At 65.5% G+C, this 24,587-nt stretch carries 29 protein-coding genes; 8 read left to right on the forward strand and 21 right to left on the reverse strand.

Annotated features, from left to right (window positions below):
• Window positions 1–37 precede the first annotated feature (37 nt).
• Together RMO95_RS12865 and RMO95_RS12870 are read left to right on the forward strand one after the other, a co-directional pair.
• Window positions 38–856: an IclR family transcriptional regulator gene (locus tag RMO95_RS12865; RefSeq protein WP_310451034.1), complete on the forward strand. Its 819-nt coding sequence runs from the start codon at window positions 38–40 to the stop codon at window positions 854–856.
• A gap of 305 nt (window positions 857–1,161) precedes the next feature.
• Entirely contained in the window at window positions 1,162–1,329 is a 168-nt protein-coding gene (locus tag RMO95_RS12870) for an EF-hand domain-containing protein (protein ID WP_310451035.1), read from the forward strand.
• Between the two features lie 63 nt (window positions 1,330–1,392).
• Here the strand turns inward: RMO95_RS12870 and RMO95_RS12875 are convergent, their stop codons facing one another.
• From RMO95_RS12875 to RMO95_RS12940, 14 genes are all read right to left on the reverse strand, one after another.
• Window positions 1,393–3,171 (reverse strand): glycoside hydrolase family 15 protein, encoded by a 1,779-nt coding sequence (locus RMO95_RS12875; protein WP_310451036.1) that lies wholly within the window; start codon window positions 3,169–3,171, stop codon window positions 1,393–1,395.
• The gene (gene otsB, locus RMO95_RS12880) at window positions 3,159–3,920 is read right to left on the reverse strand and encodes a trehalose-phosphatase (protein WP_310451037.1); all 762 of its coding nucleotides are present in this window, start codon (window positions 3,918–3,920) and stop codon (window positions 3,159–3,161) included. Before otsB ends, RMO95_RS12875 begins: the two co-directional genes overlap by 13 nt.
• Window positions 3,917–6,157: a trehalose-6-phosphate synthase gene (locus RMO95_RS12885; RefSeq protein ID WP_310451038.1), complete on the reverse strand. Its 2,241-nt coding sequence runs from the start codon at window positions 6,155–6,157 to the stop codon at window positions 3,917–3,919. The genes otsB and RMO95_RS12885 overlap by 4 nt, the downstream gene beginning before the upstream one ends.
• A 184-nt stretch (window positions 6,158–6,341) precedes the next feature.
• Complete coding sequence (locus RMO95_RS12890) at window positions 6,342–6,824, reverse strand: universal stress protein (RefSeq protein ID WP_310451039.1); 483 nt, start codon at window positions 6,822–6,824, stop codon at window positions 6,342–6,344.
• A 113-nt stretch (window positions 6,825–6,937) separates the two neighbouring features.
• Window positions 6,938–8,638 (reverse strand): Na(+)/H(+) antiporter subunit D, encoded by a 1,701-nt coding sequence (locus RMO95_RS12895; RefSeq protein WP_310451040.1) that lies wholly within the window; start codon window positions 8,636–8,638, stop codon window positions 6,938–6,940.
• Window positions 8,631–8,888 (reverse strand): hypothetical protein, encoded by a 258-nt coding sequence (locus RMO95_RS12900; protein WP_310451041.1) that lies wholly within the window; start codon window positions 8,886–8,888, stop codon window positions 8,631–8,633. Before RMO95_RS12900 ends, RMO95_RS12895 begins: the two co-directional genes overlap by 8 nt.
• On the reverse strand, window positions 8,885–10,342 hold the full coding sequence (locus RMO95_RS12905; protein WP_310451042.1) for a proton-conducting transporter membrane subunit: 1,458 nt from the start codon (window positions 10,340–10,342) through the stop codon (window positions 8,885–8,887). The genes RMO95_RS12900 and RMO95_RS12905 overlap by 4 nt, the downstream gene beginning before the upstream one ends.
• Window positions 10,339–11,853, reverse strand: a complete 1,515-nt coding sequence (locus tag RMO95_RS12910) for a monovalent cation/H+ antiporter subunit D family protein (RefSeq protein WP_310451043.1) — start codon at window positions 11,851–11,853, stop codon at window positions 10,339–10,341. The genes RMO95_RS12905 and RMO95_RS12910 overlap by 4 nt, the downstream gene beginning before the upstream one ends.
• A complete protein-coding gene (locus tag RMO95_RS12915) occupies window positions 11,850–12,233 on the reverse strand; it encodes a cation:proton antiporter subunit C (RefSeq protein WP_310451044.1) in 384 nt (127 codons plus the stop codon). The genes RMO95_RS12910 and RMO95_RS12915 overlap by 4 nt, the downstream gene beginning before the upstream one ends.
• Window positions 12,234–12,235: 2 nt before the next feature.
• Window positions 12,236–12,673, reverse strand: coding sequence for a Na(+)/H(+) antiporter subunit B (locus RMO95_RS12920; protein ID WP_310451045.1), 438 nt, complete (start codon window positions 12,671–12,673; stop codon window positions 12,236–12,238).
• Window positions 12,663–13,208, reverse strand: a complete 546-nt coding sequence (locus RMO95_RS12925) for a DUF4040 domain-containing protein (protein WP_310451220.1) — start codon at window positions 13,206–13,208, stop codon at window positions 12,663–12,665. The genes RMO95_RS12920 and RMO95_RS12925 overlap by 11 nt, the downstream gene beginning before the upstream one ends.
• On the reverse strand, window positions 13,193–13,531 hold the full coding sequence (gene mnhG, locus RMO95_RS12930) for a monovalent cation/H(+) antiporter subunit G (protein ID WP_310451046.1): 339 nt from the start codon (window positions 13,529–13,531) through the stop codon (window positions 13,193–13,195). Before mnhG ends, RMO95_RS12925 begins: the two co-directional genes overlap by 16 nt.
• Entirely contained in the window at window positions 13,528–13,827 is a 300-nt protein-coding gene (locus tag RMO95_RS12935) for a monovalent cation/H+ antiporter complex subunit F (protein WP_310451047.1), read from the reverse strand. Before RMO95_RS12935 ends, mnhG begins: the two co-directional genes overlap by 4 nt.
• Complete coding sequence (locus RMO95_RS12940; RefSeq protein WP_310451048.1) at window positions 13,824–14,300, reverse strand: Na+/H+ antiporter subunit E; 477 nt, start codon at window positions 14,298–14,300, stop codon at window positions 13,824–13,826. Before RMO95_RS12940 ends, RMO95_RS12935 begins: the two co-directional genes overlap by 4 nt.
• Window positions 14,301–14,478: 178 nt before the next feature.
• Between RMO95_RS12940 and RMO95_RS12945 the strand changes: the two genes are divergently transcribed.
• Genes RMO95_RS12945 through RMO95_RS12960 form a run of 4 tightly spaced genes read left to right on the forward strand, consistent with a single transcriptional unit; the run spans window position 14,479 to window position 17,817 of the window.
• Window positions 14,479–16,110 carry an ATP-binding protein gene (locus tag RMO95_RS12945; RefSeq protein ID WP_310451049.1) on the forward strand — a complete coding sequence of 544 codons (1,632 nt, stop codon included), beginning with the start codon at window positions 14,479–14,481 and terminating at the stop codon, window positions 16,108–16,110.
• Complete coding sequence (locus RMO95_RS12950; RefSeq protein WP_310451050.1) at window positions 16,097–16,723, forward strand: response regulator transcription factor; 627 nt, start codon at window positions 16,097–16,099, stop codon at window positions 16,721–16,723. The genes RMO95_RS12945 and RMO95_RS12950 overlap by 14 nt, the downstream gene beginning before the upstream one ends.
• A complete protein-coding gene (locus RMO95_RS12955) occupies window positions 16,704–17,588 on the forward strand; it encodes a DUF6279 family lipoprotein (RefSeq protein ID WP_310451051.1) in 885 nt (294 codons plus the stop codon). Before RMO95_RS12950 ends, RMO95_RS12955 begins: the two co-directional genes overlap by 20 nt.
• Before the next feature lie 43 nt (window positions 17,589–17,631).
• Window positions 17,632–17,817 carry a hypothetical protein gene (locus RMO95_RS12960; RefSeq protein ID WP_310451221.1) on the forward strand — a complete coding sequence of 62 codons (186 nt, stop codon included), beginning with the start codon at window positions 17,632–17,634 and terminating at the stop codon, window positions 17,815–17,817.
• A gap of 36 nt (window positions 17,818–17,853) precedes the next feature.
• Here the strand turns inward: RMO95_RS12960 and RMO95_RS12965 are convergent, their stop codons facing one another.
• The 3 genes from RMO95_RS12965 to RMO95_RS12975 all read right to left on the reverse strand — a co-directional run bounded on the left by RMO95_RS12965 (window position 17,854) and on the right by RMO95_RS12975 (window position 19,559).
• Entirely contained in the window at window positions 17,854–18,237 is a 384-nt protein-coding gene (locus RMO95_RS12965) for a hypothetical protein (RefSeq protein ID WP_310451052.1), read from the reverse strand.
• A gap of 113 nt (window positions 18,238–18,350) precedes the next feature.
• Window positions 18,351–18,749 (reverse strand): hypothetical protein, encoded by a 399-nt coding sequence (locus RMO95_RS12970; RefSeq protein WP_310451053.1) that lies wholly within the window; start codon window positions 18,747–18,749, stop codon window positions 18,351–18,353.
• 3 nt (window positions 18,750–18,752) lie between these two features.
• The gene (locus RMO95_RS12975; protein ID WP_310451054.1) at window positions 18,753–19,559 is read right to left on the reverse strand and encodes a Phenylacetic acid catabolic protein; all 807 of its coding nucleotides are present in this window, start codon (window positions 19,557–19,559) and stop codon (window positions 18,753–18,755) included.
• Between the two features lie 325 nt (window positions 19,560–19,884).
• Between RMO95_RS12975 and paaX the strand changes: the two genes are divergently transcribed.
• Entirely contained in the window at window positions 19,885–20,835 is a 951-nt protein-coding gene (gene paaX / locus RMO95_RS12980) for a phenylacetic acid degradation operon negative regulatory protein PaaX (protein WP_310451055.1), read from the forward strand.
• Window positions 20,832–22,154, forward strand: a complete 1,323-nt coding sequence (locus RMO95_RS12985) for an FAD-dependent oxidoreductase (RefSeq protein WP_310451056.1) — start codon at window positions 20,832–20,834, stop codon at window positions 22,152–22,154. Before paaX ends, RMO95_RS12985 begins: the two co-directional genes overlap by 4 nt.
• Before the next feature lie 15 nt (window positions 22,155–22,169).
• Here the strand turns inward: RMO95_RS12985 and RMO95_RS12990 are convergent, their stop codons facing one another.
• From RMO95_RS12990 to RMO95_RS13005, 4 genes are all read right to left on the reverse strand, one after another.
• A complete protein-coding gene (locus RMO95_RS12990) occupies window positions 22,170–23,072 on the reverse strand; it encodes a TauD/TfdA family dioxygenase (protein WP_310451057.1) in 903 nt (300 codons plus the stop codon).
• Window positions 23,073–23,102: 30 nt separating this feature from the next.
• Window positions 23,103–23,543, reverse strand: coding sequence for a type II toxin-antitoxin system VapC family toxin (locus RMO95_RS12995; RefSeq protein ID WP_310451058.1), 441 nt, complete (start codon window positions 23,541–23,543; stop codon window positions 23,103–23,105).
• Window positions 23,540–23,824 (reverse strand): type II toxin-antitoxin system prevent-host-death family antitoxin, encoded by a 285-nt coding sequence (locus tag RMO95_RS13000; protein ID WP_310451059.1) that lies wholly within the window; start codon window positions 23,822–23,824, stop codon window positions 23,540–23,542. The genes RMO95_RS12995 and RMO95_RS13000 overlap by 4 nt, the downstream gene beginning before the upstream one ends.
• Before the next feature lie 137 nt (window positions 23,825–23,961).
• Complete coding sequence (locus tag RMO95_RS13005; RefSeq protein WP_310451060.1) at window positions 23,962–24,570, reverse strand: hypothetical protein; 609 nt, start codon at window positions 24,568–24,570, stop codon at window positions 23,962–23,964.
• Window positions 24,571–24,587 lie beyond the last annotated feature (17 nt).

The raw sequence follows: 24,587 nt of genomic DNA on the forward strand, positions 1-24,587 counted from the left end.
CGGCGCTGGCAACCCGCCGATTCTATAATCCCGCTCCATGTCAGGTGAAGAAAAAGACGCAGACGGCCGCCAGGGAATCCAGTCGATCGAAGTCGGCGTGCCACTGCTGCGCGTGCTGGCCGATCACGGCGCCCCCATGATGCTGCGCGATCTCGCGGCCGCCGCCGGCATGCCCGCGGCCAAGGCCCACCGCTACCTGGTCAGCTTTGTGCGTACCGGGCTGGCGACCCAGGACAGCCTCTCGGGCCGCTACGATCTCGGCCATTTTGCACTGGAGCTGGGACTCGCCAGCCTCGCCCGGCTCGACGCGGTGCGCGTGGCGACGCCGATACTCGACGCCCTGGGCGAGGAAATCGGCGAAACCGTCGCCCTCGCGGTGTGGGGCAACATGGGGCCGACCATCGTGCGCTGGGTGGACTCGCGGCGGCCGGTCAGCGTCAACCTGCGTACCGGCGCCGTGATGCCGCTGCTGCATTCCGCCATCGGCCTGTGCTTCGTGAGCTTCTTCGCTTCGCCGCTGCTGCAGCGCCGGGTCGAGGAGGAGCTGCTGATCAACGCCCGCGGCGAGGATACCCGGGCGCCGATCTCGCGCGCCCAACTCGACGCGCTGATCGCCGACTTCCGCCGGCACGGCATGTCACGGGTCGTCGGCTCGGTGATTCCCGGCATCAATGCCTTCTGTGCGCCGGTATTCGACCGCGAAGGGAAAATGGCGCTGGCGATTACCGGGCTCGGCCCGGCGGGCCTGTTTCCGCCGGACTGGAACAGCCCGATGGCGCAGGCGATCAGCGCCGCGGCAAAAAGCATATCGCGCCAGTTGGGCTGGCGCCCCAAGGCGTCGGGCGACAGCGCCTGAGCAGGCAGCGAAAGCCGGCGCTCGCCCGCGTTTGATTCAGATCAAACAGGCTGCAAATTTCCGCCGATTTACCACTTTCGTGGAATTCCATTTCCCAACGAACGGGCGCATGGTGCAGGCATCGAAAATCCTTGAGCGGATTTCGGGTTTCGATGATCACTTGCGGGGAAATCATGCGTTATCCAGTGTTGTGCGTATTGGCCTTGTGTACCGCGCCGGCCGCGATCCATGCCCAGTCCATAGTTCCAAGTCTCGACGAACCCGGGCACAAGGGCGATATGGCGAGAATGGCTTGGAGAAGGTCGGTGGCACAGTTCGACGGCACCGACGCGGACAAGGACGGCCGGCTCGCGCGGGAGGAAGTCGCCAGGCAGTCCCGCTACCTGACGGACAACTTCGACCGGCTCGACACCAGCAAGGACGGCTATCTCAGTTGGGAAGAATTCATCGGCCATGACCGCTGGCCGAAATAGCCGAGTCAGCTCCGCAATAGGCCTTATATGCCGTCGGCGTCAAACAGGACGGAAGTTCATTGATCAGAATGCCTGGTCCCAGCGCACCGACAGTCGGATTGCGGCGTTGATCAGGCCCACCATGCTGTAGGTCTGCACGAAGTTGCCCCACTGCTCGCCGCTGCGGGGATCGATGTGTTCAGCCAGCAGACCGTGACGATTGCGGCCGGCCAGCAGTTTCTCGAACAGTACTCGCGCTTCGTCGCGGCGATCCAGCGCCGCCAGGGCATTGACATACCAGAAGGTGCACACCAGGAAGGCATTCTCCGGCTCGCCGAAATCGTCCTTCTCGATGTAGCGGAAAATGTAATCGCCATGGCGCAGGTCCTCTTCGACGGCGCCGACGGTGGCGGCAAAGCGCGGATCGGCGGCATCGAGGAAACCGACCTCGGCCAGCAACAGCAGGCTGGCATCCATCGCAGCGCCGTCGAAGGTCGAGACGAAGGCACCACGCTTTTCATTCCAGGCCCTCTGACTGATGGTTGCGTGCATCTGCGTGGCATGGTCGGACCAGTAGGCCGCGCGCTCGGCCAGGCCGAGGCGGGCAGCGATGCGTCCGAGGCGGTCGCAGGCCGCCCAGCACATTACCGACGAAAAGGTGTGCACCCGCGCGCTGCCGCGCAGTTCCCAAAGCCCGGCGTCGGGCTGGTCGTAGCAGCGCCGGGCCTGTTCTCCGAGGGCTTCGAGGCGACGGAACAGGGCTTCATCGCCGCGCCGGGTCAGCCGCTGGTCGAAGAAAATGTGGGTCGCCGCGAGGATCACCGAACCATAGACGTCGTGTTGCACCTGGCGATAGGCCAGGTTGCCGATGCGTACCGGCCCCATGCCGCGATAGCCGGCCAGTGCCGGCACCTCCCGCTCGTCCAGCCCTGCCCTGCCGTCGATGCCGTACACCGGCTGCAACACTCCGCCGCCGGCACTGGCGGCGACATTGACGATATAGCCGAGGTAACGCTCCATGGTGCGGGTGGCGCCGAGCCGGTTCAGCGCATTGACCACGAAGTAACCGTCGCGCACCCAGCAATAGCGGTAGTCCCAGTTACGGCCGCTGCCTGCCGCTTCGGGAATCGAGGTGGTCATGGCGGCGATGATCGCGCCGGTGTCGTCGTAGGCGTTCAGCTTGAGCGTGATCGCGGCGCGAATCACCGCCTCCTGCCACTCGAAGGGGATGCCGAGGAAGCGCACCCACTCGCTCCAGTATTCGGTGGTTTCCACCAGAAAACGGCGACCGACCTCGTTCGCGGCCTCATGCACGGTCTCGTCGGCGCCCAGCAACAGCGTCACGGTGTCTTCGAGAAAGAAGGGAGTCTCCTGCAGGATCGCGGTCAGCGAGGCATCGGTCGTCAGCCGCAAGCTGAGACCCTGCGCCACATAGCGGATATGGTTGCTGCCCCAGGTCACTTCGGGGCGTGCGGCACCGTCGTTGCAGGCCGGCCGCACGCGCAGGGTCAGCCGCGGGCTGCCGCAAAGGCGGCGGATGCGGCGCACCAGCATCATCGGCCGGAACATGCGGCCGTACTGGCCGAAGCGCGGCGCGAAATCGGTGACTTCGATGCCGCCGCCATGGCAGTCGTAGAGACGGGTCACCAGGATCGCCGTGTTCTCCTGATAGTGCTGCTCGATGCGCTCGCAATCGGCAAGCTCGACCGCGGAAAAGCCGTAGTCGTCGCTGTCCCGCAGCAGCGAGCAGAACACCGGATCGCCGTCGAAGCGCGGGAAGCAGCCCCAGACGATCTTCGCCCGGGCATCGACCAGCGCGCCCACCGTGCAGTTGCCGATCAAGGCCAGGTCTAGATTTGGCATTCCCTTCCTTTCAGTGTGTCCGCCAGCCAACGCCGCACGGCAGCGACATTGGCCAGGCGGAAGCGGGCGCAACTCGCGCCGGGCCCGACCTTGATCGAGGTTCCATCCAGCCGATTCACTTCGGCGAAGCCGTGTTCGTCGTTGAGGTCGTCGCCGATGAACACCGGATGCCGGTTGCTGAAGGGCGACTCGGTCAAATATTCCGCCACAGCCGTGCCCTTGTCGATACCGGCCGGCTTGAGTTCCACCACGCGCTTGCCCTTCTGCAGTTCCAGCCCGCCACCCACCTCGTTCATCAGCCGCTGCATCAGCCGCTGCGCATAGGCAGCCAGGTGCGGCGCCAGCCGGTAATGCAGGGCCAGGGTCAGACCCTTGTCCTCCAGCAGCAGTCCGGGGTGACGCTCCAGCACCGGCCGCAGCGCCTCCTTGATCGCGCATTTGGCCGCAGGCGGTGCGGCATGGATCCACAGCCGTCCGGCGGCGTCGCGCCGCTCCAGGCCGTGCTGGCCGGCCAGCGGCAGGCGCAACGTGCCCAGCAGGCCTTCCAGGTCCGAGATCGAGCGTCCGCTGACCAGGGCGAGCGCGCCGCCGCTCAAGCGGTACACCTGCCCGATCAGGTCCAGCAGTTCCAGATCCACCCGCACCGCCGACGGCTTGTCGGCGATTTCCAGCAACGTGCCATCGACATCGAGGAAAAAGGCCCACTCGACCCTCGGCGCGGGCGGCAGCGTTCTGGATCTCGGGTTCATGCCGCCCCGCCCCCTCTTTCAATGAGACGGCTGTGCTGGCGCATCGCCGCCGCATCGAGCAGCATGCGGCCGGCCCAGCGGTAAACATTGAATTCCGCCACCAGGCCGCGCATCAGGCGCATGCGGTCGCGCTGCTCGGCCAGCGGCATGGTCAGCGCCAGATGCAGTGCCGCCGCGCATTCGTCGGTATCGTAGGGATTGACGATCAGCGCCTCCGGCAGTTCGCGCGCCGCGCCGGTGAATTGCGACAGGATCAGCACGCCGCGATCGTCGTCGCGCGCCGCGACGAACTCCTTGGCGACCAGATTCATGCCGTCGTGCAGGCTGCTGACGAAGCAGCAGTCGGCAGCGCGATAGTACTCATAAACCTGCTGCGCATCGTGGTGCTCGACCTTGAGCACGATCGGCGGCGGCAGGTCGCGCCGGCCGCGGCCGAAACGCTCGTTGATGCGCGCCGCCAGCGCCCTTACCTGGGCCTCGTGGCTCTGGTATTCGTCGATGCTGGAGCGCGTCGGTGCGGCAATCTGGATCAGGCTGAACTTGCCTATCCATTCCGGATTGAGTTCGAGCAGGCGCTCGACGGCGCGGAAGCGCTCGAGGATGCCCTTGGTGTAGTCGAGCCGATCGACGCCGATGCAGATCCGGTGGCCGGGCGGCAGCGCATTCAGCGCGCGGATGTCGCCAGCGCACTGGTCGACCGGCTTCGCCAGCAAGCCCGCAACGGGCGGCCAGTCGACCGAGATCGGGTAGCGCCGCACCGCGGTGGACTTGCCGCCGAGCGAGACCGTGAAGTTTTCCCGATCGACCCGCGCCTCCATGAAGCGGTCCACGGTATCGACGAAGTTGTTGCAGTGAAACTGGGTGTGGAAGCCAAGGATGCTGCTGCCGAGCAGGCCGGCAAGGATTTCCTGGCGCCAGGGGCAGATGGCGAAGGATTCCGGGTTCGGCCACGGGATATGCCAGAAGGTGATCACGGTGGCATCCGGCATTTCCTCGCGGATCATGCGCGGCAGCAGGGCCAGGTGGTAGTCCTGCACCAGCACGATCGGATTCTTGGTGCGCGCCTCGGCGGCCACTGCCTTGGCGAATTTTCGGTTGACCGCGACGTAATGCGCCCAGTCCGACGAACGGAAGACGGGACGCACATGCGCGATGTGGCACAGCGGCCACAGCCCTTCATTGGCAAAGCCGTAGTAGTAGCCGGCCTCCTCCTCGGCGCTGAGCCAGACCCGGCGAATCTTGTACACCGGCTTTTCCGGCGGAACGCCGACCCGATCGTGGCGATCGACCACGTCGCGGTCGGCCGAGCCGCTGCCGTGGGCGATCCAGGTACCCGAGCAGGCGCGCATGATCGGTTCCAGTGCCGTCACCAGGCCGCTGGCCGGCCGCTGCACCTCGATGCGATCGCCGCGACGCTGGTGGATGTAGGGCTCGCGGTTGGACACCACGATGACGTCATCGCCGCGCAATTCGCCATGCAGGATCGCCCGCAGGGTTTCGGGAGTCCAGTTCATTTGCGATTCGTCGCGCGCCCGATATTCGAATTCGAGTTCGCGCACCAGACGCTGCAGGTCGCGGGCGATCGGCCGGAATTCGGGCATGCCCATTTTTGCCACTGTTGCAGCGGGATCGCGCAGCAGGCCTTCGCCGCGCAGCAGCGAGCGCATCCCGGCCAGCCAGCCGCGCCAGGAGAGTTGGGCGATCACCACAGTCAAGAGTGAAACGACGGCAGCGAGACCAATGAAGGCATAGAAGATGTAGCGCGTGGTTTCTTCGCTGCGCCGGGTCGCGAAACTCAGATCGTGCACCAGAACCAGCTTGCCGGTGGGATAGGCGTCGTTCGCCATCGGCTGGATAGACACATGCAGCGGACCACGTTTGCTCGGCAACGCGTTCTCGCCGCCCGCGGGCCAACGCTCAAGATTATTGCAGCGCACCTCGGCCGGCATCGACTTGGAGGCCACCGCGGTACCTTCGCTGCCTGGACAGAAGCCGATCGCATAGAGGCGCTCATCCTGGGTGATGCGGAAGAAGAACTCGCCGATTTTCGCCTTGCGTCCGGCCGCCAGCTGTTCGAACAGGGACTCGCTGATGGTGTTGGCGATCAGCACCGCGCGAATGTCCAGGTCGCGCGTGAACCAGCGCAGGATCATCCGATCGACCAGTGGCGAAACCGCGTAGGCGAAGCCGGTCAGCACGAGTATCAATGGCAGCACAAAGCGCAGGGAAAGTCGCATGTCTTGATCCTTTTTGTCCGGCGAGGCCTATTCTGCCACGCCGATCCTGATGAATAGGGCCGGACCGACGATGAGTCGGCGTGGCGCCAGCGGCAACTCTTGCCGATTCGGCTTGCCGGGTGCAAAAAAGCGGGCGGAATTGGGTCGCCCCGCTTCCGCCCGTAAGCTCCTCCTCCTCGGAAGTTCAGCTCACGACTATGCCATCGCCATTAACGACCACGACGGGAATGTCACGCTGCCCACGCTTCACGGCGCGCACGATATTTCGCGAGAAGCAGCTCGACAGGCCTGCCATGGACCGCGCCATGACGATCTCATGGCAACCGGATTGCTCGGCGCTGTCGAGAATGGAGAACACCAGCTCGCCCTGTCTGAAGATACCACGGCAGGGAATGTTCGCGGTCATCAGCGGCGCGGTGGCTTCGCCGATGAAGCGCTGCGCGCTCTCTTCCTGGAAGCGCGATATCTCCTGCTGGGTGCGGAAGCGCAATACCTCCCACTCGGTGATCGGTTCGCCGACGTTGAGCAGGATCACCTCCACCGCGCGGCCTGCTTGCTGCCGCCGCAATGCGTAACGTATGCCCCAGCGCGAATCCTCGTTGGCATTGATCGGTATCAGGATGCGCAGGCGCTTGTGGTCGACTCTGGAATCGTGCAGCGTGGTCATGGGTACCTCCTTTTGGCGGTGCTGCGCCGGGATCGATCCGACGGTTCCGGCGGTTGAAGCGCAGTGTTGAGCGAATGCATGCATGGTCGAATCAATGCTGTTGGGCGCTGGTTCTAGGCATGGCTGTTACCGCTGTAATACAGCAGCAGGTAGGCGAGCAGCATGACCATGACCCACAGCGCCATGCTGCCCGTGGGCCAGGAGCGCAGCAGCAGGCCGCCGGGCCGGCGCTGGCGCACCACGGCCTCGGCCAGCGCGCGCATGCCTGCCGCCAGATCGTTGCCGAGCCCGGCGCGCGTGATGCGCAGCGCATCGCCGAACACGCGCGCCATGGCCGGTCCGGACACGCGCCAGATCCAGTCCGCGTCCAGGGTGATGGTCGGCGTGCGCTTCAGATAATCGAGCATGACGAAGAAGGCCAGTCCGGAGAACAGCAGCAGCTGCAACTGGGTGATGACATGGGCCGCGCTGTAGGGCACGTAGTCGACCGCATAAGGCAGCAGCGCGTAGAGCGGCCCGGGCCAGACGCCGAGCGCAATGCAGAGGAAGGCGAACAGGATCATGGCCCAGCGCATCGAGGCCGGCGGGTCGGCGGGACGCAATCCCGAGTCCTTCTGGAAGAACACGAACCAGGGGAACTTGATCCCGGCATGGAGGAAGACGCCGGCCGAGGCGGCGGCGAGCAACAGCCACACGGCCTGCAGGTGACCATCGGCGGCGGCCTGCGTCACCATCGACTTGGAGACGAATCCCGACGTCAGGGGGAAGGACGAGATCGCCAACGCGCCGATGGTGCCGCAGATCGTGGTCAGCGGCATGCTGTGGAACAAGCCGCCGAGTTCGGAACATTTGCGCTTGCCGGTCGCCGCCAGCACGGCGCCGGCCGACATTAGCAGCAGCCCCTTGTAGATGATGTGGGCGAACGCGTGCGCAGCGGCGCCGTTCAATGCCATCTCGGTGCCGATGCCGATGCCCACCACCATGAAGCCGACCTGGTTGACGATCGAATAGGCCAGTATCCGGCGCATGTCGTTTTCCAGCAGCGCATAGACGATGCCGTAGAAGATCATGAACATGCCGATCCAGATCAGGAGCTCGGTGCCGGGGAAACCGCGCAGCAGCACATACACCGCCGTCTTGGTGGTGAAGGCGGAGAGGAACACGGTGCCGCTCCACGAGGCTTCCGGATAGGCGTCGGGCAGCCAGGCCGCGAGCGGCGGCGCGCCGGCATTGATCAGGAAACCGATCAGGATCAGCCAGGTGGCGACCGAGTCGGCCTGCATGCGGTCGAAGCCGACCTCGCCGGTGGCGAGGATGTGGCCCGTGATGCCGGCGAACAGGATCACGCCGCCGGCCAGATGCACTGCCACATAACGCCGGCTCGCGGCCCAGGCGCCCGGCGTGGCGGCGCTCCACAGCACCAGCGTGGAGCCGACGGCCATGAATTCCCAGAACAGGAAGACCGTGACGAGGTCGCCGGCCAGCACCACGCCGATCGCCGCGCCGGCATAGAGGAAGGCGGCCGGGATTTCCAGGCGGCTTTCCTGGCGCAGGGCGAACAGGCCGCCGGCGAGAGCCATCAGGGCGAAGATGGTGGCGAACAGGCGCGAGAGCTTGTCCACGGCCAGCGGCGCTAGCGTGTAGTCGAGCCACTGCACCTGCCACAGCCGGCCTTCGGGCAGCAGCCACAGGGCGATCAGCGCAAGAGTTGGCGCTGACAGCACGGCGATGCTGCGGGCCGTGCCGCGCAACAGCGGCAGCAGCAGCGCGCCTGCGATCAGGATCAGCGCCGGATGGAAATTGAGCTCATTCATCTTGCTGGTCCTCGGCGTAATAGGCATCGCCGCGCTTGAGGAATAGGCCCAGCGCTTTGGCGCCGACGATCATCAGCAGGCAGGTGACAAAGCCGTAGGCCGCGTCGAAGCCGGGCCAGCCTTCGATCGCGAAATGCGGATGCAGGTCGACCACCAATCCGGCGACCACGGTCAGCGCGAGCAGCACAAGAAAGCCGCGCCAGAGCTTCTTCACGTTGTCGCGATGGTCGAGCCAGTGTTCGTGCTTCATGGTTTCACCAGTTGCCGCGCCAGTGCCAGCGGAACGTCGGGAAAAAAGAACAGCGCCAGCGTGGCGGCGGCGGCAAGCATCAGCGCCAGCACGATGGGCAGCGGCGCCTCGCCGTGCGGATGGGCGACGGACTCGGCCGAGAGCGGGCGCAGGAAGGCGCGATGCAGGATGGGCAGGAAGTAGCCGGCGTTGAGCAGGGTGCTGAGCAGCACCACCGCCAGCGCGAACCAGTGCGCCTGCTGGATCGCGCCCGAGACCAGGTACCACTTGCTGACGAAGCCGGCGGCCGGCGGCAGGCCGATCATCGACAGCGCGCCGACGCCGAAGGCCGCCATGGTCCACGGCATGCGGCGGCCGATGCCGTCGAGCTGGCTGACTTCGGTCTTGTGCGCGGCGGTGTAGATCGAGCCGGCGGCAAAGAACAGCGTGATCTTGCCGCAGGCGTGGGCGGCGATATGCAGCGCGGCACCGACCACGGAAAGCGGGGCAAGGATGGCGGCGGCGAGGATCACGTAGGACAGCTGGCTCACGGTCGAGTAGGCCAGGCGGCGCTTCAGGTTGTCGGCCTTGAGCGCCACCAGCGACGCGGCGACGATGGTGAAGCTGGCAATCGCCACCAGCCAGTCGGTGGCGCCCGCAAGCGCATCGAGGCCGAAGACATAGACCACCACCTTGACCACGGTGAACACCCCGGCCTTGACCACAGCCACCGCGTGCAGCAGCGCCGAAACTGGAGTCGGCGCCACCATCGCGGCCGGCAGCCAGCGGTGGAAGGGCATCAACGCGGCCTTACCGATGCCGAACATGAACAAGGCCAGCAGGATCGCCACCTCGCCCTTGTCCATGCCGGACGGCAGGATGCCGCCAACGCGGAAATCCGTGGTGCCGGCAAGGTGCCAGGTGTAGATCACGGCGGGCAGCAGAAACAGCACCGAGGTGCCCATCAGGATGCCGAGATAGACGCGCCCGCCGCGCTTCGCCTGCTCGGTGCCGGCATGGGTTACCAGTGGATAGGTGACCAGGGTCAGCAGTTCGTAGAACAGGAACAGGGTCAGCAAATTGGCGGCGAAGGCGATCGCCAGCGCGGCGGCGATCGCCAGCGCGAAACACAGGTAAAAGCGCGTCTGGTGCTGCTCCTTGTTGCCGCGCATGTAGCCGATGGAATACACCGAATTGACGATCCACAGCCCCGAGGCGATCAGCGCAAACAGCATGCCCAGCGGTTCGACCTCGAAGGCGATCGGCAGGCCGGGCAGCGGCTCCAGCAAGGTCACGGCGGGACGGCTGCCGGCCAGCACCGGGGCCAGCAGTTGCGCGACGCAGGCGAACAGACCGACGGCAGTGGACAGGGTGATGCCCTCGCGCAGATTGGGCCAGCGGTGGGCCAGCGCGATCAGCGCGGCGCCCAGCAGCGGCAGCACGAGTGCGGCGAGGATGGCCTGCTCCGCGCTCATCGTCCTGTTCTGACCAGTTGTTGCGCGGCGTCCAGCGCGGAGCCGAGACTGAGCGAGGTGTCGAGGCCGAACCAGATCGTCGCCGCCACCAGCAACCAGGCCGGGATCAGCAGTGCCGGCGGGGCTTCGCCGCGCGCGTCCTGGCCGGCCGGCGCGGCGCGGAAGTAGGCCACCTCGACGAAGCGCCAGACATAGGCGACGGCCAGCAGCGAACTCAGCAGGATCGCACCGACCAGCCACCACTGGCCCTTTTCCAGCGCGGCGAGGATCAGATACCACTTGCTGATGAAGCCGGCGGTGCCCGGCACGCCGATCAGGCTCAGGCCGCCGAGCACGATGCCGAAGCAGGTCAGCGGCATGCGCCTGGCCAGCCCGGCGAGGTTGGCAAAAGTTGGCGCTGGCGACACGGCGCCGCGTGCTGCCGAGGCCGCGACGATGCCGCCGATCAGCAGGAAGATCGCGCCCTTGGCAATGCCGTGATTGAACAAATGGACGATCGAGGCGGCCAGGCCATTCACCGAATCGAAGGACAGGCCGAGCGTGATGTAGCCCATCTGGCCGACGCTGGAATAGGCGAACAGGCGCTTCAGGTCGTTCTGGAAGATGGCGACGAAGCTGGCGCCGAACATCGCGCACAACGACAGCCCGAGCATGACCTGCGGCAGCGGCAGCTGGTCGAATACCAGGCTTTCGCCGAACACCGAGAAGTAGAAACGGATCAGCACGTACACCGAGACCTTGGTCGCGGTCGCGGCGAGGAAGGCGGTCACGGCCGAGGGTGCGTGGGTGTAGGCGTTGGGCAGCCACTGGTGCAGCGGAAACAGCGCCAGCTTGAGGGAAATGCCGACCGTGAGGAAGGCCAGCGCCACCAGCACCGGACGCGAGCTTTCGATGGCGCCCAGGCGTCCCGCCATGTCGGCGAGGTTCAACGTGCCGGTCATCAGGTAGAGGAAACCGATGCCGATGACGATGAAAGTGGCGCCGATGCTGCCCATGATCAGGTACTGGTAGGCCGCGGTGAGCGCGCGGCGGTCCCGCCCCAGGGCGATCAGCACATAGGTCGCGAGCGACGATATTTCGAGAAACACGAATATGTTGAAGGCATCGCCGGTGATGGTGATGCCGAGCAGGCCGGTCAGGCACAGCGCGAACATGGCGTAGTAGAGATAGTGGCTTTCCGGCGCGATTTCGCGCGCGATGCTGCTGCGGCTATAGGGCAGCACCAGCGCGGCCATGCCCGAGACCAGCACCAGCACGAAGCTGCTCAGGCGGTCGACGCGGTATTCGATGCCCCAGGGCGGCGGCCAGCTGCCGATGTGGTAGGAAATGACATGGCCATCGCCGCCCTGGCCGACCTGCAGCCACAGGCCGATCGCCGTGGCGAAGGCGGCCCAGGCCGCTGCCGTGACCACGGCAAAGGCCAGCCCGCCGTGGCGCAACAGCACCGCCACGGGCGCCGCGAGCAGCGGCAGCACCACCTGCAAGGCCGGCAGATGCGCGGCGAGCGTCATGGCGAGCCATCCCCCTGCGCATCTGCCGCGGCGTGATCGAGGGCCAGGATTTCGTCTTCCTCGATGCTGTCGTAGGCCTCGCGAATGCGCACCGCGATCGCCAGGCCGAGCGCCAGGGTGGCGACGCCGACGACGATCGCGGTGAGAATCAGCACATGCGGCAAGGGGTTGGAATAGACGCTGAACTGCGGCGCCAGGATCGGTGCGGTACCGCCGATCAGCTTGCCCGGCGCGATATACAGCAGATACACCGAGGTCTGGAACACCGAGAGGCCGATCAGCTTCTTGATCAGGTTGCCGCGCGCGATGACGATGAACAGCCCGGCGACCATCAGCAGCACCGTGACGATGTAGCTGAAGTGGCTGAAGTGCGCCGCCATGTTCACTGCGGCCCCTGCCCGTCGGCACCGCCGCGCGAGGCGAACATGTAGAAGATCTTCAGCATCACGCCGCAGACGGTAACGGCAACCCCGACCTCGACCCAGAAGATGCCGCGATGCTGGCCCAGCACGGGATTGCGGTCGAGCACGAAATAGTCCAGGTAGTTGCCGCCGAGCAGCAGCCCGGCGACGCCGACACCGGCATACAGCAGGACGCCGGCGGCCAGCATGGTTTCCACCAGCCGGTCCGGCATCACCCTGCGCGCGTTTTCGAGGCCGAAGATCAGCGCGTAGAACACCATCCCCGCGGCAAAAATGACGCCGGCCTGAAAGCCGCCGCCGGGCCCGAAATCGCCATGGAACTGCACATACAGCGCGAACAGCAGGATGAAGGGAATCAGCAGCTTGCCCACCACGCGCAACACGAGGTCATGCCTCATCGGCGCCTCCTTCCGCTTTGGGCCGGCGCCGCCGCAGCAGGGCGATGATGCCGATGCCGGCGGTGAAAACCACGGTGGTCTCGCCCAGCGTGTCGAAGCCGCGAAAGCTCGCCAGCACGGCAGTGACCACGTTCGGCAAGTCGACTTCGTTCTGCAGGTAACGCGGCGCGACATGCTGGTGGATCGGCGCCTGCGGGTCGGCGAAATCCGGCAGGCCCAGGGCGCCATGGATCAGCAGTACCGCGGTCGACGCCGAGAGCGCGAGCGGCAGCCAGGGCCGATGCACCGGCTTGGCCTCCTGGCTCCGGCACAGATGCAGGGCGCCGAGCAGCAATACCGTGGAAATTCCGGCACCGACGGCGGCCTCCGTCATCGCCACATCGACCGCATCCAGCGCGACCATCGCGGTGGCCATCAGAAAGCTGTAAATGCCCAGCAGCACCACGGCGGCGAACAGGTTGCGCGTGCGCGCCAGCACCAGCACCGCGAGCGCCATCAGCACCAGCAGCAGGTCGACGATCAGGGTTTCGATGATGCGTCCTCCTCGCTCGGCCGCCCGGCCAGTTGCGGCAGCAGACCGCGCAGCAGGGCGGCACGGGCCAGCGCATGACTCGCCGTCGGGCTGGTGAACATGACCAGCAGCGCGACCATCAGCAGCTTCACCGCGACCAGCGTCAGGCCGGCCTGCAGCATCAACCCGAGCAGGATCAGTCCGGCACCCAGGGTTTCGATCACGCTGGCGGCATGCATGCGGGTATAGAAGTCCGGCATGCGCAGCAGACCGATGCCGCCGGCCAGGCAGAAGAATGCGCCGCCGGCGAGACAGGCCGCGCTGAGCAGGTCGGTAAAGGCTGTCATGGCGTCGCCCGCGGCGAGCGGTCTGCGCTGCCGGAGTCGCCCAGATCGCCCTGGCGGAAGAACTTCAGCACGGCGATCACGCCGATCACGTTGAGCAGGCCATACACCAGCGCGAGGTCGAGAAACTCCGGTCGCCCGTTGGCAAAGCCGAACAGGGCCAGCAGCAGCATGGCGCAGGTGCCGATGCTGTTGGCGCCCTGCAGACGGTCGAACACCGTCGGCCCCCGCGCCGCGCGCGTCAAAGCCATGGCCACGGTGACGAGCAAGGCGACGGTGGCGGCGGCGAGCATGCTCATGGCCGCTCCAGCGCGGCGCAACGGCGATCCATTGCGCTGCCGGCCAGTCCGGCCGCGCCTTGCCGGGTCAATGCGTGCACCAGGAAGCGGCCAGGTTCGACCTCGATGGCGATGGTGCCCGGCGTCAGCGTGATCGAATTGGCATGGATCACCAGCCCGATATCGGTCCGCTGCAGGGGAACGAACTCGACCAGGGTCGGCGAGATCGGCAGCCGCGGATCGAGGATGCGTTTGCTGACATCCCAGGCCGACTTGACGATTTCCTTCGCCAGCCAGGGCCAGTAGGAGAACAGCGCGCGCCAGCCGAGATGAATCGGGAAGCCTTCGTGATCGATTACGTCCATGCGCCGCGCCAGCAGCATCACGGCGAGCGCACTGCCGGCGCCGGCCGCCAGGAGGAAGGGCGTGAACAGTCCGGACAGCAGCAGCCAGAAGAGGAATAGCGCAATCAGCGCACTTGATGAACGAGCCATGGAACGGCATCCTAGGACGATGCCGCCTGGCTGAAAATTCGGGCTTGCGCGTAAGTGCATCCGCAGTCCGGCAGCCCTGGGGATTCATGTCGAGAGCAGCGCGAAAGCTGCGCTGGGCGCGGCTTTGGAGCAAGATACGGGCTTCCCCTACGTGCCTTGACGAATTACGAATCCGCCCATGCCCGAGCACAATGCCCCGTCGATCCACTGGAACGAGCCGATTTTGCCGACATTGCCAACATTGCGGCTCGGTTGGCGCGACGTTCTGATCCTGCTTGTGGGCTACGTCGTGCTCGACTGGGCCAGTTACTTCCATCCGCTGCACGGCCTCAACATCACGCCGTGGAGTCCGGCGCCGGCGCTCGGCCTGGTTTTTATGCTGCGCTTCGGCAGAAACGCCGCGCTGCCGCTGGCGCTGACGATCGTGATCGCCGATGCCTGGGTGCGCGACCTGCCGGCGTCCTTGCCGATATCCATCGGCCTGTCCGCCCTGCTGACGCTGGGGTATTGGGCCATCGCCGAGACATTGCGCCACCGCCTGACGCGTGGCGGCATCTTCGGCGACCGGCGCGAACTGCTCGAATGGGCCGGCATAGTTGCCGTTGGCACGCTGGTGACCAGCCTGGCTTTCGTCTTTGCGCTGTCGTTGGCCGACCTGATTCCCGGCGGCGGCATACCCGAGGCCTTCGTCCGCTACTGGGTGGGCGATGGCGTCGGCATCCTGGTGTCAATGCCGATCCTGTGGATGCTGCTGGACCAGCGCGGGCGCGCTCAATTGCGGGCGACCGTGCTGACCTGGGAGTCGCTGGGCCACCTGCTGGCCACTTCCCTTGCGCTCTGGGTCGCCTTCGATGTCGGCGCTGCCGCCGATTTCAAGTATTTCTACGTGCTGTTCCTGCCGATCGCCTGGGCCGCGGCGCGGCAGGGCATCGCCGGCGCCGTGGCCAGTGCCACCGTGATCCAGCTCGGCATCATCGGCGCAGTCCAGTTGCTGGGATTTTCGGCGGTAACGGTACTGGAGATCCAGACCCTGGCGGTGGTGCTGGTCATGTCCGGATTCTTCATCGGCGTCGTGGTCGATGAAAAGCAGCGGGTCAGCGCTGAACTGCGGCAAACGCTGCGCCTGGCAGCGGCCGGCGAGATGGCCGGTGCCCTGGCCCACGAACTGAACCAACCGCTGACGGCCCTGTCCGCCTATGGCACGGCCTGCGAGCAACTGCTGGCGCAAGGCGAGACGGGCGAACGGCTGCGCGATACGATCCGCCGCATGGTGGCCGAATCCTTCCGTGCCGCCGACGTGGTGCGTCGCTTGCGGGACTTCTTCCGCACCGGCGCCACGAGGCTCGAAGCAATCGGGCTGAACGACCTGCTCGGCGCCGCAGCGTCCTCCTTTGCCGCCAAGGCGCGGCAGCATGACATCGAGCTGAGCGTCGACCCGGCGCCGCCCTGCATGGTGCTGGCAGACCGCCTGCAACTGGAAGTGGTGTTGCGCAATCTGTTGGCCAATGCCTTCGATGCGGCGGCCGACCAGCCCGCCGGGCAAAGACGGGTCCGTCTGTCGGCCGAGCCGGACAGAGCCGGGCGGGTGTGCATTTGCGTCGAAGACAGCGGGCCCGGCCTGACCAGTGCAATGGCGGCACGGCTGTTCGAAGCCTTCCAGTCATCCAAGGCGACCGGCCTCGGCCTCGGCCTGATCATCAGCCGAGCCATTGCCGAGGCGCACGGCGGCAGCCTCTGGGCCGAGGTAACCGATCACGGCCTGTTCAAGCTGGTGTTGCCGACCGAAGGAAAGTCCGATGATGCAAGCTAGTGGCTTCACGATATTCATTATCGAGGACGACCAATCCGTGCGCGATGCCCTGGGCTTGCTGCTCGGTCTGCGCGGCCATCCGGTCACCCTGTTCGCCGATGCCGAAAGCTTTCTCGACGCCTACCGGCCGCAATGGTCGGGCTGCCTGTTGATCGACATCCGCCTGCCCGGCATGGACGGCCTGGCGCTGCAAAAACGCTTGCGGGAGAGCGGCTGCCAAATGCCTACCATCGTCATGACCGGGCACGGCGACGTCGAATCGGCACGCGCAGCGTTCCGCTCCCATGCCGTCGATTTCCTGGAGAAGCCGATCGACCACGCGAAGCTGGTCGCCGCAATCGAGGAAGCCATCGTCCGTCAAAGCTCGACCCTCGACCAGGCCGGCCAGCGCGCGCATTTCGAACGCTTGCTGGCCAGCCTGACGCCGCGCGAGCGCGAAGTCATGGAACTCGTGGTAGCCGGTCGGCACAACCGCGAAATTGCCGAAAGCCTGGGCATCAGTCCGCGCACGGTGGAGGTGCACAAGGCGCGCATGGTGGCCAAGCTGCAGGTGGAAAACGTGCCGGACCTGGTCCGCCTGAGCCTGCTCGGCCATGGCCGAAGCATCGACTGACCGCTTCATGCGCCGCCTGGCCCTTCTTGTCGCCATCTGCCTGCTGTTGCAGGCTTGCAGTGCGGTGCGCCTCGGCTATGGCAATGCCGACAGCCTGGCGCGCTGGTGGATAGACCAGTACGTGGACCTGTCGCCGGACCAGGACCTGCTGCTGCGCGAGCGCCTGTCCGGCTTCCTGGCCTGGCACCGCAAGACCCAGCTGCCGGACTACGTGCTGGTGCTGCGCCAGGGCCAGCAGTTGGTCGGCGGCCAGCCCACGGTCGGCGACATGATGAAACTGAGCGAAGGCATCATCCGCCGCGCACGCAATCTGTCCGACCGGGCGACTCCCGACATTGCGGATTTCCTGGCAACCGTCAGTTCCGCGCAGATCGCGCGCATGGCCGGGCGTTTCACGGAGAAGAACAGCGACTACGCCAAGGAGGCGAAGCTCGCCGAGGACGAAAACGCCCAGCGCCGGGCGCGCTACAAGCGCCTGCTGGAGCGCACCGAGTACTGGTTCGGCGACTTCAGCGACGCCCAGGCGGCGAGCTTGCGGCAACTCATAGGCGGGCAGAGCGCCGGCAGCCAGTTCTGGTACGAGGAAAGGTTGCGCCGTCAGCGCGAGTGGCTGGACCTGGTGCGCCTGGTCGAGCGCGAGCGCCCGCCGCGCGACAAGCTGATGCGACTGCTCCACGATTACGCGGCACGCTTCGATCTGCCCGCCGATCCGGCGCGACTGTCACAGGCTGTGGCACTGCGCCGTGCCGCGGCGGAACTCGCCGTTGCCATCCATGCCCTGACCACGCCGGACCAGCGCGCTCATGCCCGGCACAAGCTGGACGACCTGATCCACGATTTCACCGAGTTGTCGCAGGCAGACTAGGCCACGCTGCCTGGTCTATCGCTGCATCGAGACCCTGCTCGACCTGGGCAGCGCCGACGGACACCGCAGCGCACTGCAAAGCCTGTACGGCGACGCTACACTGGCCTCGGCCGAAGCCATGCTGCAAAGACAGCAACGCTTCTTCAACATCGAAACACCGGGACTGGACCTAACAGGCTGCGACCTGCACCAGAGCCTGCTGGCGGCTTACAGCAAGTTGCGGCACTAGCCCGCCGGGGGCCGTGTCGGCCCCCGGGTTCCGCCCTTACTTCTTGGGCGTGATGCTGGCTTCTTCGATCAGCAGCGGATAGGAATAGCCGGCGCCGAAATCGCGGTTCACCACGACCACGCCGGAAACCGTCACCTGGTCGCCGACGGCGGCGGTCTGCTTGCTGGTGACGATCAGGTTGTTGGTGGCGGTGGCGGCATCGCCCGTGCCGTCCTGCACGTGCACGAAGTTGCGGCCCATGATGCCGTTGTTGACCTTCACCACCTTGCCCTGGGCGCTGATCGTCTTGCCGGCGAGGGTGGCCTTGTTCTGATTCAGGGCGGCGACAGTCTGCACTTTGGCATCTGCGGCGCCTGCATTGAATGAAGCCAGCCCGATGGTGCCGATGAAGCCGACGAAAGCGATGGATAGAATCCTCATGAAAACTCCTGTGGTTGGTTGAAGGTCGGCAGGAACATGCCTGCCGCCAGTATACCCGTACGGAGTTCCCCGATTCCCGGACGTCTCACCCGCAGGCGGCACGCCTGGCCGCGTCAGACATCGACGGTCCGCGTGAATACCTCTTCGAGCATTTCGCGCGCCCGGCCGAAATCCAGCACGGCGTCTTCGTAGGCTTCGCGCGCCAGGGTGTAGGCCTCCACCAGCTCGGTATTGATGCCCTCGCCGTGCAGCCGGCGATACAGGACCTGGCATTCCTCGAACAGGCGATCCGCCAGCAGGCGCCGCCGCATGTAGATGCGCGCGCCTTCCTGAGGCCAGGGACTCAGCTCCGCATAGCCGGGCACCTGGGGCCGCTGCAGCGTGGCAAAGTCGCCTTGCAGCAGTTGCCACATGCCCGCCCAGTCGGGCGCCGCATCGCCGAAGGGCGTATAGCCGAAGCGCCTCAGCTCGGCAACTTCGCCGTCGAGCAGATGCTGGGGTAAAGCAGGCATGGCTCAGGCGGCCAGCGGATGTGCGGCTTCGTAACCCATGCGCATGTCGTAGTCGGCCTCGACGTCCGTGGGCATGACCAGGCCGATTTCCTTGAGCCGCGAATCCAGCAGTTCGAGGTATTCGGCCTGCAGTTCTTCCGGCTTTTTCACCTTGATGCCGTACTCGTAATAGATGTCGAACATTTCCGACTTCTTGTCGCCGGCGGACGGGCGGCCGTAAAAACCCAGGCCCATCTGCATGAACTTGGGGATCCGCTGCTGCATGAATTCGCGCGTCTTCTCGCCGCCGAACTCGATGCAGCGCTTGGAGGCCCAGACACCGAAGGCCAAGTGGCCGTATTCCTCCTTGTGGATGCGCACATTGACGCGCGCCCAGGGCAGGTAGGAACACTCGCGATACTGGCCGAGGAAGGCCACGGCGGCCGGCGTGACCACGGTCGAGAACAGCGCCACGTCTTCCCAGCACTCGAAGAACTTCGACCAGTTTTCCTTGCGGAAGCCGTTGATCACGTTCACCTTCTTCGGGTCCGGATTCTCGGGATTGTGCGACAGCTCGTAGAGGCGGGCATCGACATCGACGCCGAGCTCCTGCAGCAGGTTCCAGACATAGAAGGCGTGGCCCATTTCCTCGAACACCTTCTTCGACAGGCGATAGGCCTCTTCCGGGCGCGTCGCATACTGATGGTTCTCGGCCACGCGCTGACCGCCGGCGTATTCCGAGTCGGCCTGGAAACACATCAGGTTGATCAGGGCCTTCCGGTAGTCGTCGGGCAGTACGTCGCCCTTGTCGTAAGTCTTGAATGTTCTCATTTCAGCTCTCCAGGTAGTGCCAACAGGCCATCGCGCCGACTTGCACACCGGCGCATGGGCAAAGCCATATTTCAGAAAATTCTTAATTGCGATACAAATTCAATTGCTGCGTAAAATAGTAATGTATCACTTCAAAAGTGTCAATTTATTTTTTATACTTCAACCATACTGTCGCTTTACTCTGTTTTGTCTTTGTTTTTTTGGCTTCGGCAAAATAGCGCAAGCTGACATCGACAAGTGAGTAGCAATGCTTTCAGGAGTAGTGTTACAACACATCACAGCCAGTGATATCATTTAAAGAAATTACCCAGGGAGCGTTCCACTCATGAAGAGCCGCTTCATCAGCCAATGGCTGAATGCCTTCCTCGCCGACCACAAGTTGCGCGCCAACTCGCTGATCATCACCATCTACGGCGATGCGATCGCCCCCCACGGCGGCACCGTCGGCATCGGCAGCCTGATCACGCTGATCGAGCCGCTGGGCCCGAACGCAAGGCTGGTCAGAACCAGCGTGTTCCGCCTCACCAGGGAAAAGTGGCTGGTCTCGGAGCGCATCGGACGCAAGAGCTATTACAGTTTGACAGCGATCGGTCGCCGGCGTTTCGAACATGCCTTCCGCCGCATCTACGATGATCCGCACCGGCAATGGGACGGCGACTGGCAGGTGGTGTTTGCCGGCGGCGGAATCCTGAGCGCGGCGCAGCGCGACGTGCTGCGCCGCGAACTGCTCTGGGAGGGTTTCGGCGTGATTGCACCGGGCGTGCTGGCGCACCCCTACGCCAACCATGACGCGGTGCTGGAAATCCTGCAAAGCACCGGCACCCACGACAAGGTGGTGGTGATCCAGGGACGCAGCCTGGGCGCGCTGGCCAGCCGTCCGCTGCAGGAACTGGTGCGCGAATGCTGGAATCTCGACACCATCGCTGCCGACTACAAGCGTTTCATCGACTGTTTCCGCCCCCTGGCAAGGGCCATCAAAGCGGCGCGCAACCTGGATCCGGAACAGGCCTTCTGCGTGCGCTCGCTGCTGATCCACGAATTTCGCCGCGTCCAGTTGCGCGATCCGCAATTGCCCAGGCAGTTGCTCCCCGCCGACTGGCCCGGCGACAGTGCAAGACAGATCTGCGGCGAGCTCTACACGCTGGTCGCGCCCAAGTCCGAGCAGCACCTGACGAGCGTGCTGGAAACCGCCGACGGGCGGCTGCCCGAAGCGGCCGAATATTTTCAGCGGCGCTTCAACGACGCGACGACAAGCAGAATCGAGGCTCTGGCATGAATCAGGCTCCCATCCATATCGGCATCGTCGGCGCCGGCCCTTCCGGCTGCTATGTCGCCGACGCCCTCGGGCGCAAGCTGCCCGGCGCGCGCATCGACATTTTCGACCGGCTGCCGACGCCCTTCGGCCTGGTGCGCGGCGGCGTCGCGCCCGACCATCAGGGCACCAAGAACATCGCCCGGCAGTTCGAGCGCACGCTGGGCAAGGAAGGCGTGCGCTTTCTCGGCAACGTCACCGTCGGCCGCGACATTTCCTACGAGGAACTCAAGGCCGCCTACGACGTGCTGGTGATCACCATCGGTGCGCTGGACGATCGCCGCCTGGGCATCTCCGGCGAAGAACTCGATGCCGTGTATGGCTCGGGCCAATTTGTCGCCTGGTACAACGGCATTCCCGCTGACCGCGATCTCGAACCCAGGCTCGACGGCAAGTCGGTCGCCATCATCGGCAACGGCAACGTGGCGCTGGACATCGCACGTCTCCTGGCGAAGACCGCCGACGAGCTGGCCGCCTCGGACCTCTGCGCCCGCGCCCGCACCGCCTTCGCCGCCGCCCGCATCGAGGACATCTGGCTGATCGGTCGCCGCGGGCCGGCCGACGCCAGCTTCACCACCGCGGAGCTGAGCGAGTTCGGCGATCTTTCGCGCGCGGCGACGCGAGTCGATGCTGCGCAATTGCCGACGGAACTTCCCGCGGAACTCGGCGAGGAACAGCGGAAGCTGGCCCAACGAAATATCGAGGTGCTGCGCGGCTATGCGCAGCGCGGTACACAGGACGAGCGCCCGCTGCGCATCCATTTTTTGTTCAATGCCCGGCCGCTGGCCATCCACGGCGACGGTCGCGCCCGCGAACTGTTGCTGGAAAGAACCCGTGTCGAACATGGCCGCGCGGTTCCCGACGGCGAAAGCTACGCGATTGCGGCCGATACCGTGATATCCGCCATCGGTTATCGCAGCACTGCCTTCCCTGGGCTACCCTTCGACGCCGCGCGCGGCGTGGTGGCCAACGATCAGGGCCGCGTCGAAGCGGGTGTCTATACGGCCGGCTGGTGCAAGCGCGGACCGCAGGGCGTGATCCCGGCCAACCGGGCCGACTCGCTGGCAGTGGCCGAACTCATCCTCGCCGACATCGCCGGCGGCGCGCCGGGCGACAAACCGGGTGGCGCGCTGATCGACTCCCTGCTGGCGACGCGCGGTGCACGGCCGATCGACTTCGCCGGCTGGCAGAAAATCAATGCCGCGGAAGTCGCCGCGGCACAGGGGCGTCCGCGCGAAAAGCTGGTACGCATGGAAGACCTGCTGGCGGCCGCCGGCGGCTGAGGGCCGACGCGTCGCTCAGGCCGGCTCTCGCGGCACCGGCGCGACCCGCTCGTGATAGCGCGCGCGATACAGCAGGCGCTGGTGTTGCGGCGAATCGACGAAGACAGCGCGGTCGTGCAGCACGTTGTTGCAGACCAGGCCCATGCCGGGTTCCATGCTTCCATGCAGGGTCCAGGGTGTCGGCGTCGCGAGGATGCGGGACAAGGCCGCCACGGCCGCCTGGGTCGCCGCATCGCCGCGCCATTCGATGCTGATGCTGCGCGCCGTGTAGCGCATGTGCAGATAGCCCTGCGCATCGATTGAAAATACCGGCCCCGGCTGCGCGGCGCGCGCGATGCCGGTCTCGTCCATGCGCGGCGGGATGGTCATGGCGTCGGGCTGCGACAGGGCGCGGATATGGTCCGGATTCTCGTCGCGCAGCAGGATGTAGGCGAGCTCGTGGTCCAGCAACTGGTTCTCGCCGCCGGATTCGGCGCGCTGCACGCAATGCAGGACCATGCCGCGCACCGTGCGCTCGGGCAGGTTGTAATAGCCGTCGGTGTGCCAGCGGATCGGCTTGTCGGTATAGGGTATGAATTCCTTGCGTTCGCCGCGCTCTTCGGCGCCGCGCACCGATATCGGCGAAATCGCATCGTCGTCGGTCAGCCAGTGGCTGTCGAGACTGTGCAGGCCCAGCTGGGCGCCGAGGCGACGCGGAATCTCCTTGTCGGGATTGCCGGCCGTAGTGCTGGCGTAGATCGCCATGTTGGCCGTGGCGCAGCGCTGCAGCAGGGCATCGAGCTCGCCGGGCGTCAGCCTGCGCGGATCGTCGAGCGCAACCACGATGTCCTCGATGCGGCGCGGCGCGCTGTCGAGCTTGCGCTCGCGCCACGCCGCGTACGCAGCCGCATTGTCGAGATCGAACGGAAAATCGGTCATCAAAATACCCTCGCAGTCTGTTGCCATCGTTCAGGCCGGAATCTTTTCGATCAGCCCCGGTGCATCGACGCCGTGCAGCGCCACCAGCGGATCGGCTGTCACGAGCCGCATCGGTTCGGCCAGGGCCTGCGCCACCAGCATGCGGTCGAAGGGATCGGCATGCGCACGGCCGGTCTTCGGATTGATGCGGTAAGGCAGGCTGTCGGCGCGTATGCAATGGGCGGGCGTTATCGGCAGCAAGTTGATTCCGGCGCCCTCGGTCCACGTCAATAGGTCGGCCGCGCTCCAGTCGAGCTTGCGCAACCCTCCGGCGACCGAGATCGAATGCTTGATCGCCACTTCCCACAGCGAAGCAAGGCTGAGGAAGACCTCGAATTCACCCTCCCTCATGCCTTGCGCCAGGGCGACCGGAAGTCGCTCGGGCCTGGCCAGCGTCCACAAGGCAATATGGGTGTCGATCAACAGCTTCAAGGCGCGCGCGGATTCAGCAGATCGCCCCACAACTCGTCGGGCAGCGGATCGTCGAAATCGTCGGGAACTTCGAACCTGCCCGCGGCCAAGCCCAGCTGCACCGGGCGCCGTCCGCTGTCGAGCGCCACCAGCCGCGCCGCCGGTTTGCCATCGCGGGCGATGATGATCTCACGCCCCGCCGCCGCCTGTTCGACCAGGCGCGACAGATTGCTCTTGGCATCGTGCATGTTGTAGATGGCGCGATCTTCCATGAGCTTCGATTCATTGGCGGCCGATGACATGGGAACCTCCTTGACGACTCAGCGATTGCCTAGTGGGCTAATATTAGCCCATCCGCCCAGCGCCGGCAAGAAAGCCGGCAGCCGGCACGCGGTGATCACGCTGCAGCCCACTCAGCGCGGAGCGGAGGGACAAGTCGTCAGTCGCCCGTTACGCCGCGGCGCGGGCGCCGACTCTTGGCCTCGCCGGGGTGGAACAGTCCGGCCAGGGTCTTTTCCAGCGCCTTGATGGCTTCCGGCGATTCGATTTCCATGACCTGGTCGACGGCCCAGAGTTGGTCCTTTTCCGGCAGCACTTCCTTCAGGCAGGCGGCAAAGCAGCGGCGAAAGCCGAAGTCGGGCCCGTCCTCGGTATAGCCGTGATCGGCATACTCGGCGCCGCGGCGGTTGAACAGCTCCAGCACATGCTGCTGGATCTTGCCCGGCGCCACGTCATAGAGCAGCATGTCGCGGTTGTCGTCGATCGCCGCGGCGATGCGCTGCGCCAGCGCGGTGGTGAACTCCAGGCGCTGCTCAGGCGTCAGCTCGCGATAGGCGATGCGATCCGCCGCCAGCGCCAGAAAGATCATGAACTCGCAGACGAAATCGAAATAGGCGCTGCCCAGGTCGATGTCGTACTCGGCCTCGCGCATGCGCTTGATCGAGTCGATCGCCAGCTTCCAGGCCAGCATCGCAATGACGCTGGCAAGCTCCGCCATGGTGCGCGGCTTGCCCCCGGAATGGAAGCTGGAGCGAATCCTAATTGCCATGGTTCATACCTATTCGA

Origin of the sequence: Sulfuritalea sp. (assembly GCF_031426875.1) — a bacterium.
GTDB lineage: Bacteria > Pseudomonadota > Gammaproteobacteria > Burkholderiales > Rhodocyclaceae > Sulfuritalea.

Excerpts from the sequence above, each read along its gene's own strand:
- RMO95_RS12865 (WP_310451034.1), top strand. The coding sequence starts at position 38 with ATGTCAGGTGAAGAAAAAGACGCAGACGGCCGCCAGGGAATCCAGTCG.
- RMO95_RS12875 (WP_310451036.1), bottom strand. The coding sequence starts at position 3,171 with ATGCCAAATCTAGACCTGGCCTTGATCGGCAACTGCACGGTGGGCGCG.
- otsB (WP_310451037.1), bottom strand. The coding sequence starts at position 3,920 with ATGAACCCGAGATCCAGAACGCTGCCGCCCGCGCCGAGGGTCGAGTGG.
- RMO95_RS12885 (WP_310451038.1), bottom strand. The coding sequence starts at position 6,157 with ATGCGACTTTCCCTGCGCTTTGTGCTGCCATTGATACTCGTGCTGACC.
- RMO95_RS12890 (WP_310451039.1), bottom strand. The coding sequence starts at position 6,824 with ATGACCACGCTGCACGATTCCAGAGTCGACCACAAGCGCCTGCGCATC.
- RMO95_RS12895 (WP_310451040.1), bottom strand. The coding sequence starts at position 8,638 with ATGAATGAGCTCAATTTCCATCCGGCGCTGATCCTGATCGCAGGCGCG.
- RMO95_RS12900 (WP_310451041.1), bottom strand. The coding sequence starts at position 8,888 with ATGAAGCACGAACACTGGCTCGACCATCGCGACAACGTGAAGAAGCTC.
- RMO95_RS12905 (WP_310451042.1), bottom strand. The coding sequence starts at position 10,342 with ATGAGCGCGGAGCAGGCCATCCTCGCCGCACTCGTGCTGCCGCTGCTG.
- RMO95_RS12910 (WP_310451043.1), bottom strand. The coding sequence starts at position 11,853 with ATGACGCTCGCCGCGCATCTGCCGGCCTTGCAGGTGGTGCTGCCGCTG.
- RMO95_RS12915 (WP_310451044.1), bottom strand. The coding sequence starts at position 12,233 with ATGGCGGCGCACTTCAGCCACTTCAGCTACATCGTCACGGTGCTGCTG.
- RMO95_RS12920 (WP_310451045.1), bottom strand. The coding sequence starts at position 12,673 with ATGAGGCATGACCTCGTGTTGCGCGTGGTGGGCAAGCTGCTGATTCCC.
- mnhG (WP_310451046.1), bottom strand. The coding sequence starts at position 13,531 with ATGACAGCCTTTACCGACCTGCTCAGCGCGGCCTGTCTCGCCGGCGGC.
- RMO95_RS12935 (WP_310451047.1), bottom strand. The coding sequence starts at position 13,827 with ATGAGCATGCTCGCCGCCGCCACCGTCGCCTTGCTCGTCACCGTGGCC.
- RMO95_RS12940 (WP_310451048.1), bottom strand. The coding sequence starts at position 14,300 with ATGGCTCGTTCATCAAGTGCGCTGATTGCGCTATTCCTCTTCTGGCTG.
- RMO95_RS12945 (WP_310451049.1), top strand. The coding sequence starts at position 14,479 with ATGCCCGAGCACAATGCCCCGTCGATCCACTGGAACGAGCCGATTTTG.
- RMO95_RS12950 (WP_310451050.1), top strand. The coding sequence starts at position 16,097 with ATGATGCAAGCTAGTGGCTTCACGATATTCATTATCGAGGACGACCAA.
- RMO95_RS12955 (WP_310451051.1), top strand. The coding sequence starts at position 16,704 with ATGGCCGAAGCATCGACTGACCGCTTCATGCGCCGCCTGGCCCTTCTT.
- RMO95_RS12965 (WP_310451052.1), bottom strand. The coding sequence starts at position 18,237 with ATGAGGATTCTATCCATCGCTTTCGTCGGCTTCATCGGCACCATCGGG.
- RMO95_RS12970 (WP_310451053.1), bottom strand. The coding sequence starts at position 18,749 with ATGCCTGCTTTACCCCAGCATCTGCTCGACGGCGAAGTTGCCGAGCTG.
- RMO95_RS12975 (WP_310451054.1), bottom strand. The coding sequence starts at position 19,559 with ATGAGAACATTCAAGACTTACGACAAGGGCGACGTACTGCCCGACGAC.
- paaX (WP_310451055.1), top strand. The coding sequence starts at position 19,885 with ATGAAGAGCCGCTTCATCAGCCAATGGCTGAATGCCTTCCTCGCCGAC.
- RMO95_RS12985 (WP_310451056.1), top strand. The coding sequence starts at position 20,832 with ATGAATCAGGCTCCCATCCATATCGGCATCGTCGGCGCCGGCCCTTCC.
- RMO95_RS12990 (WP_310451057.1), bottom strand. The coding sequence starts at position 23,072 with ATGACCGATTTTCCGTTCGATCTCGACAATGCGGCTGCGTACGCGGCG.
- RMO95_RS13000 (WP_310451059.1), bottom strand. The coding sequence starts at position 23,824 with ATGTCATCGGCCGCCAATGAATCGAAGCTCATGGAAGATCGCGCCATC.
- RMO95_RS13005 (WP_310451060.1), bottom strand. The coding sequence starts at position 24,570 with ATGGCAATTAGGATTCGCTCCAGCTTCCATTCCGGGGGCAAGCCGCGC.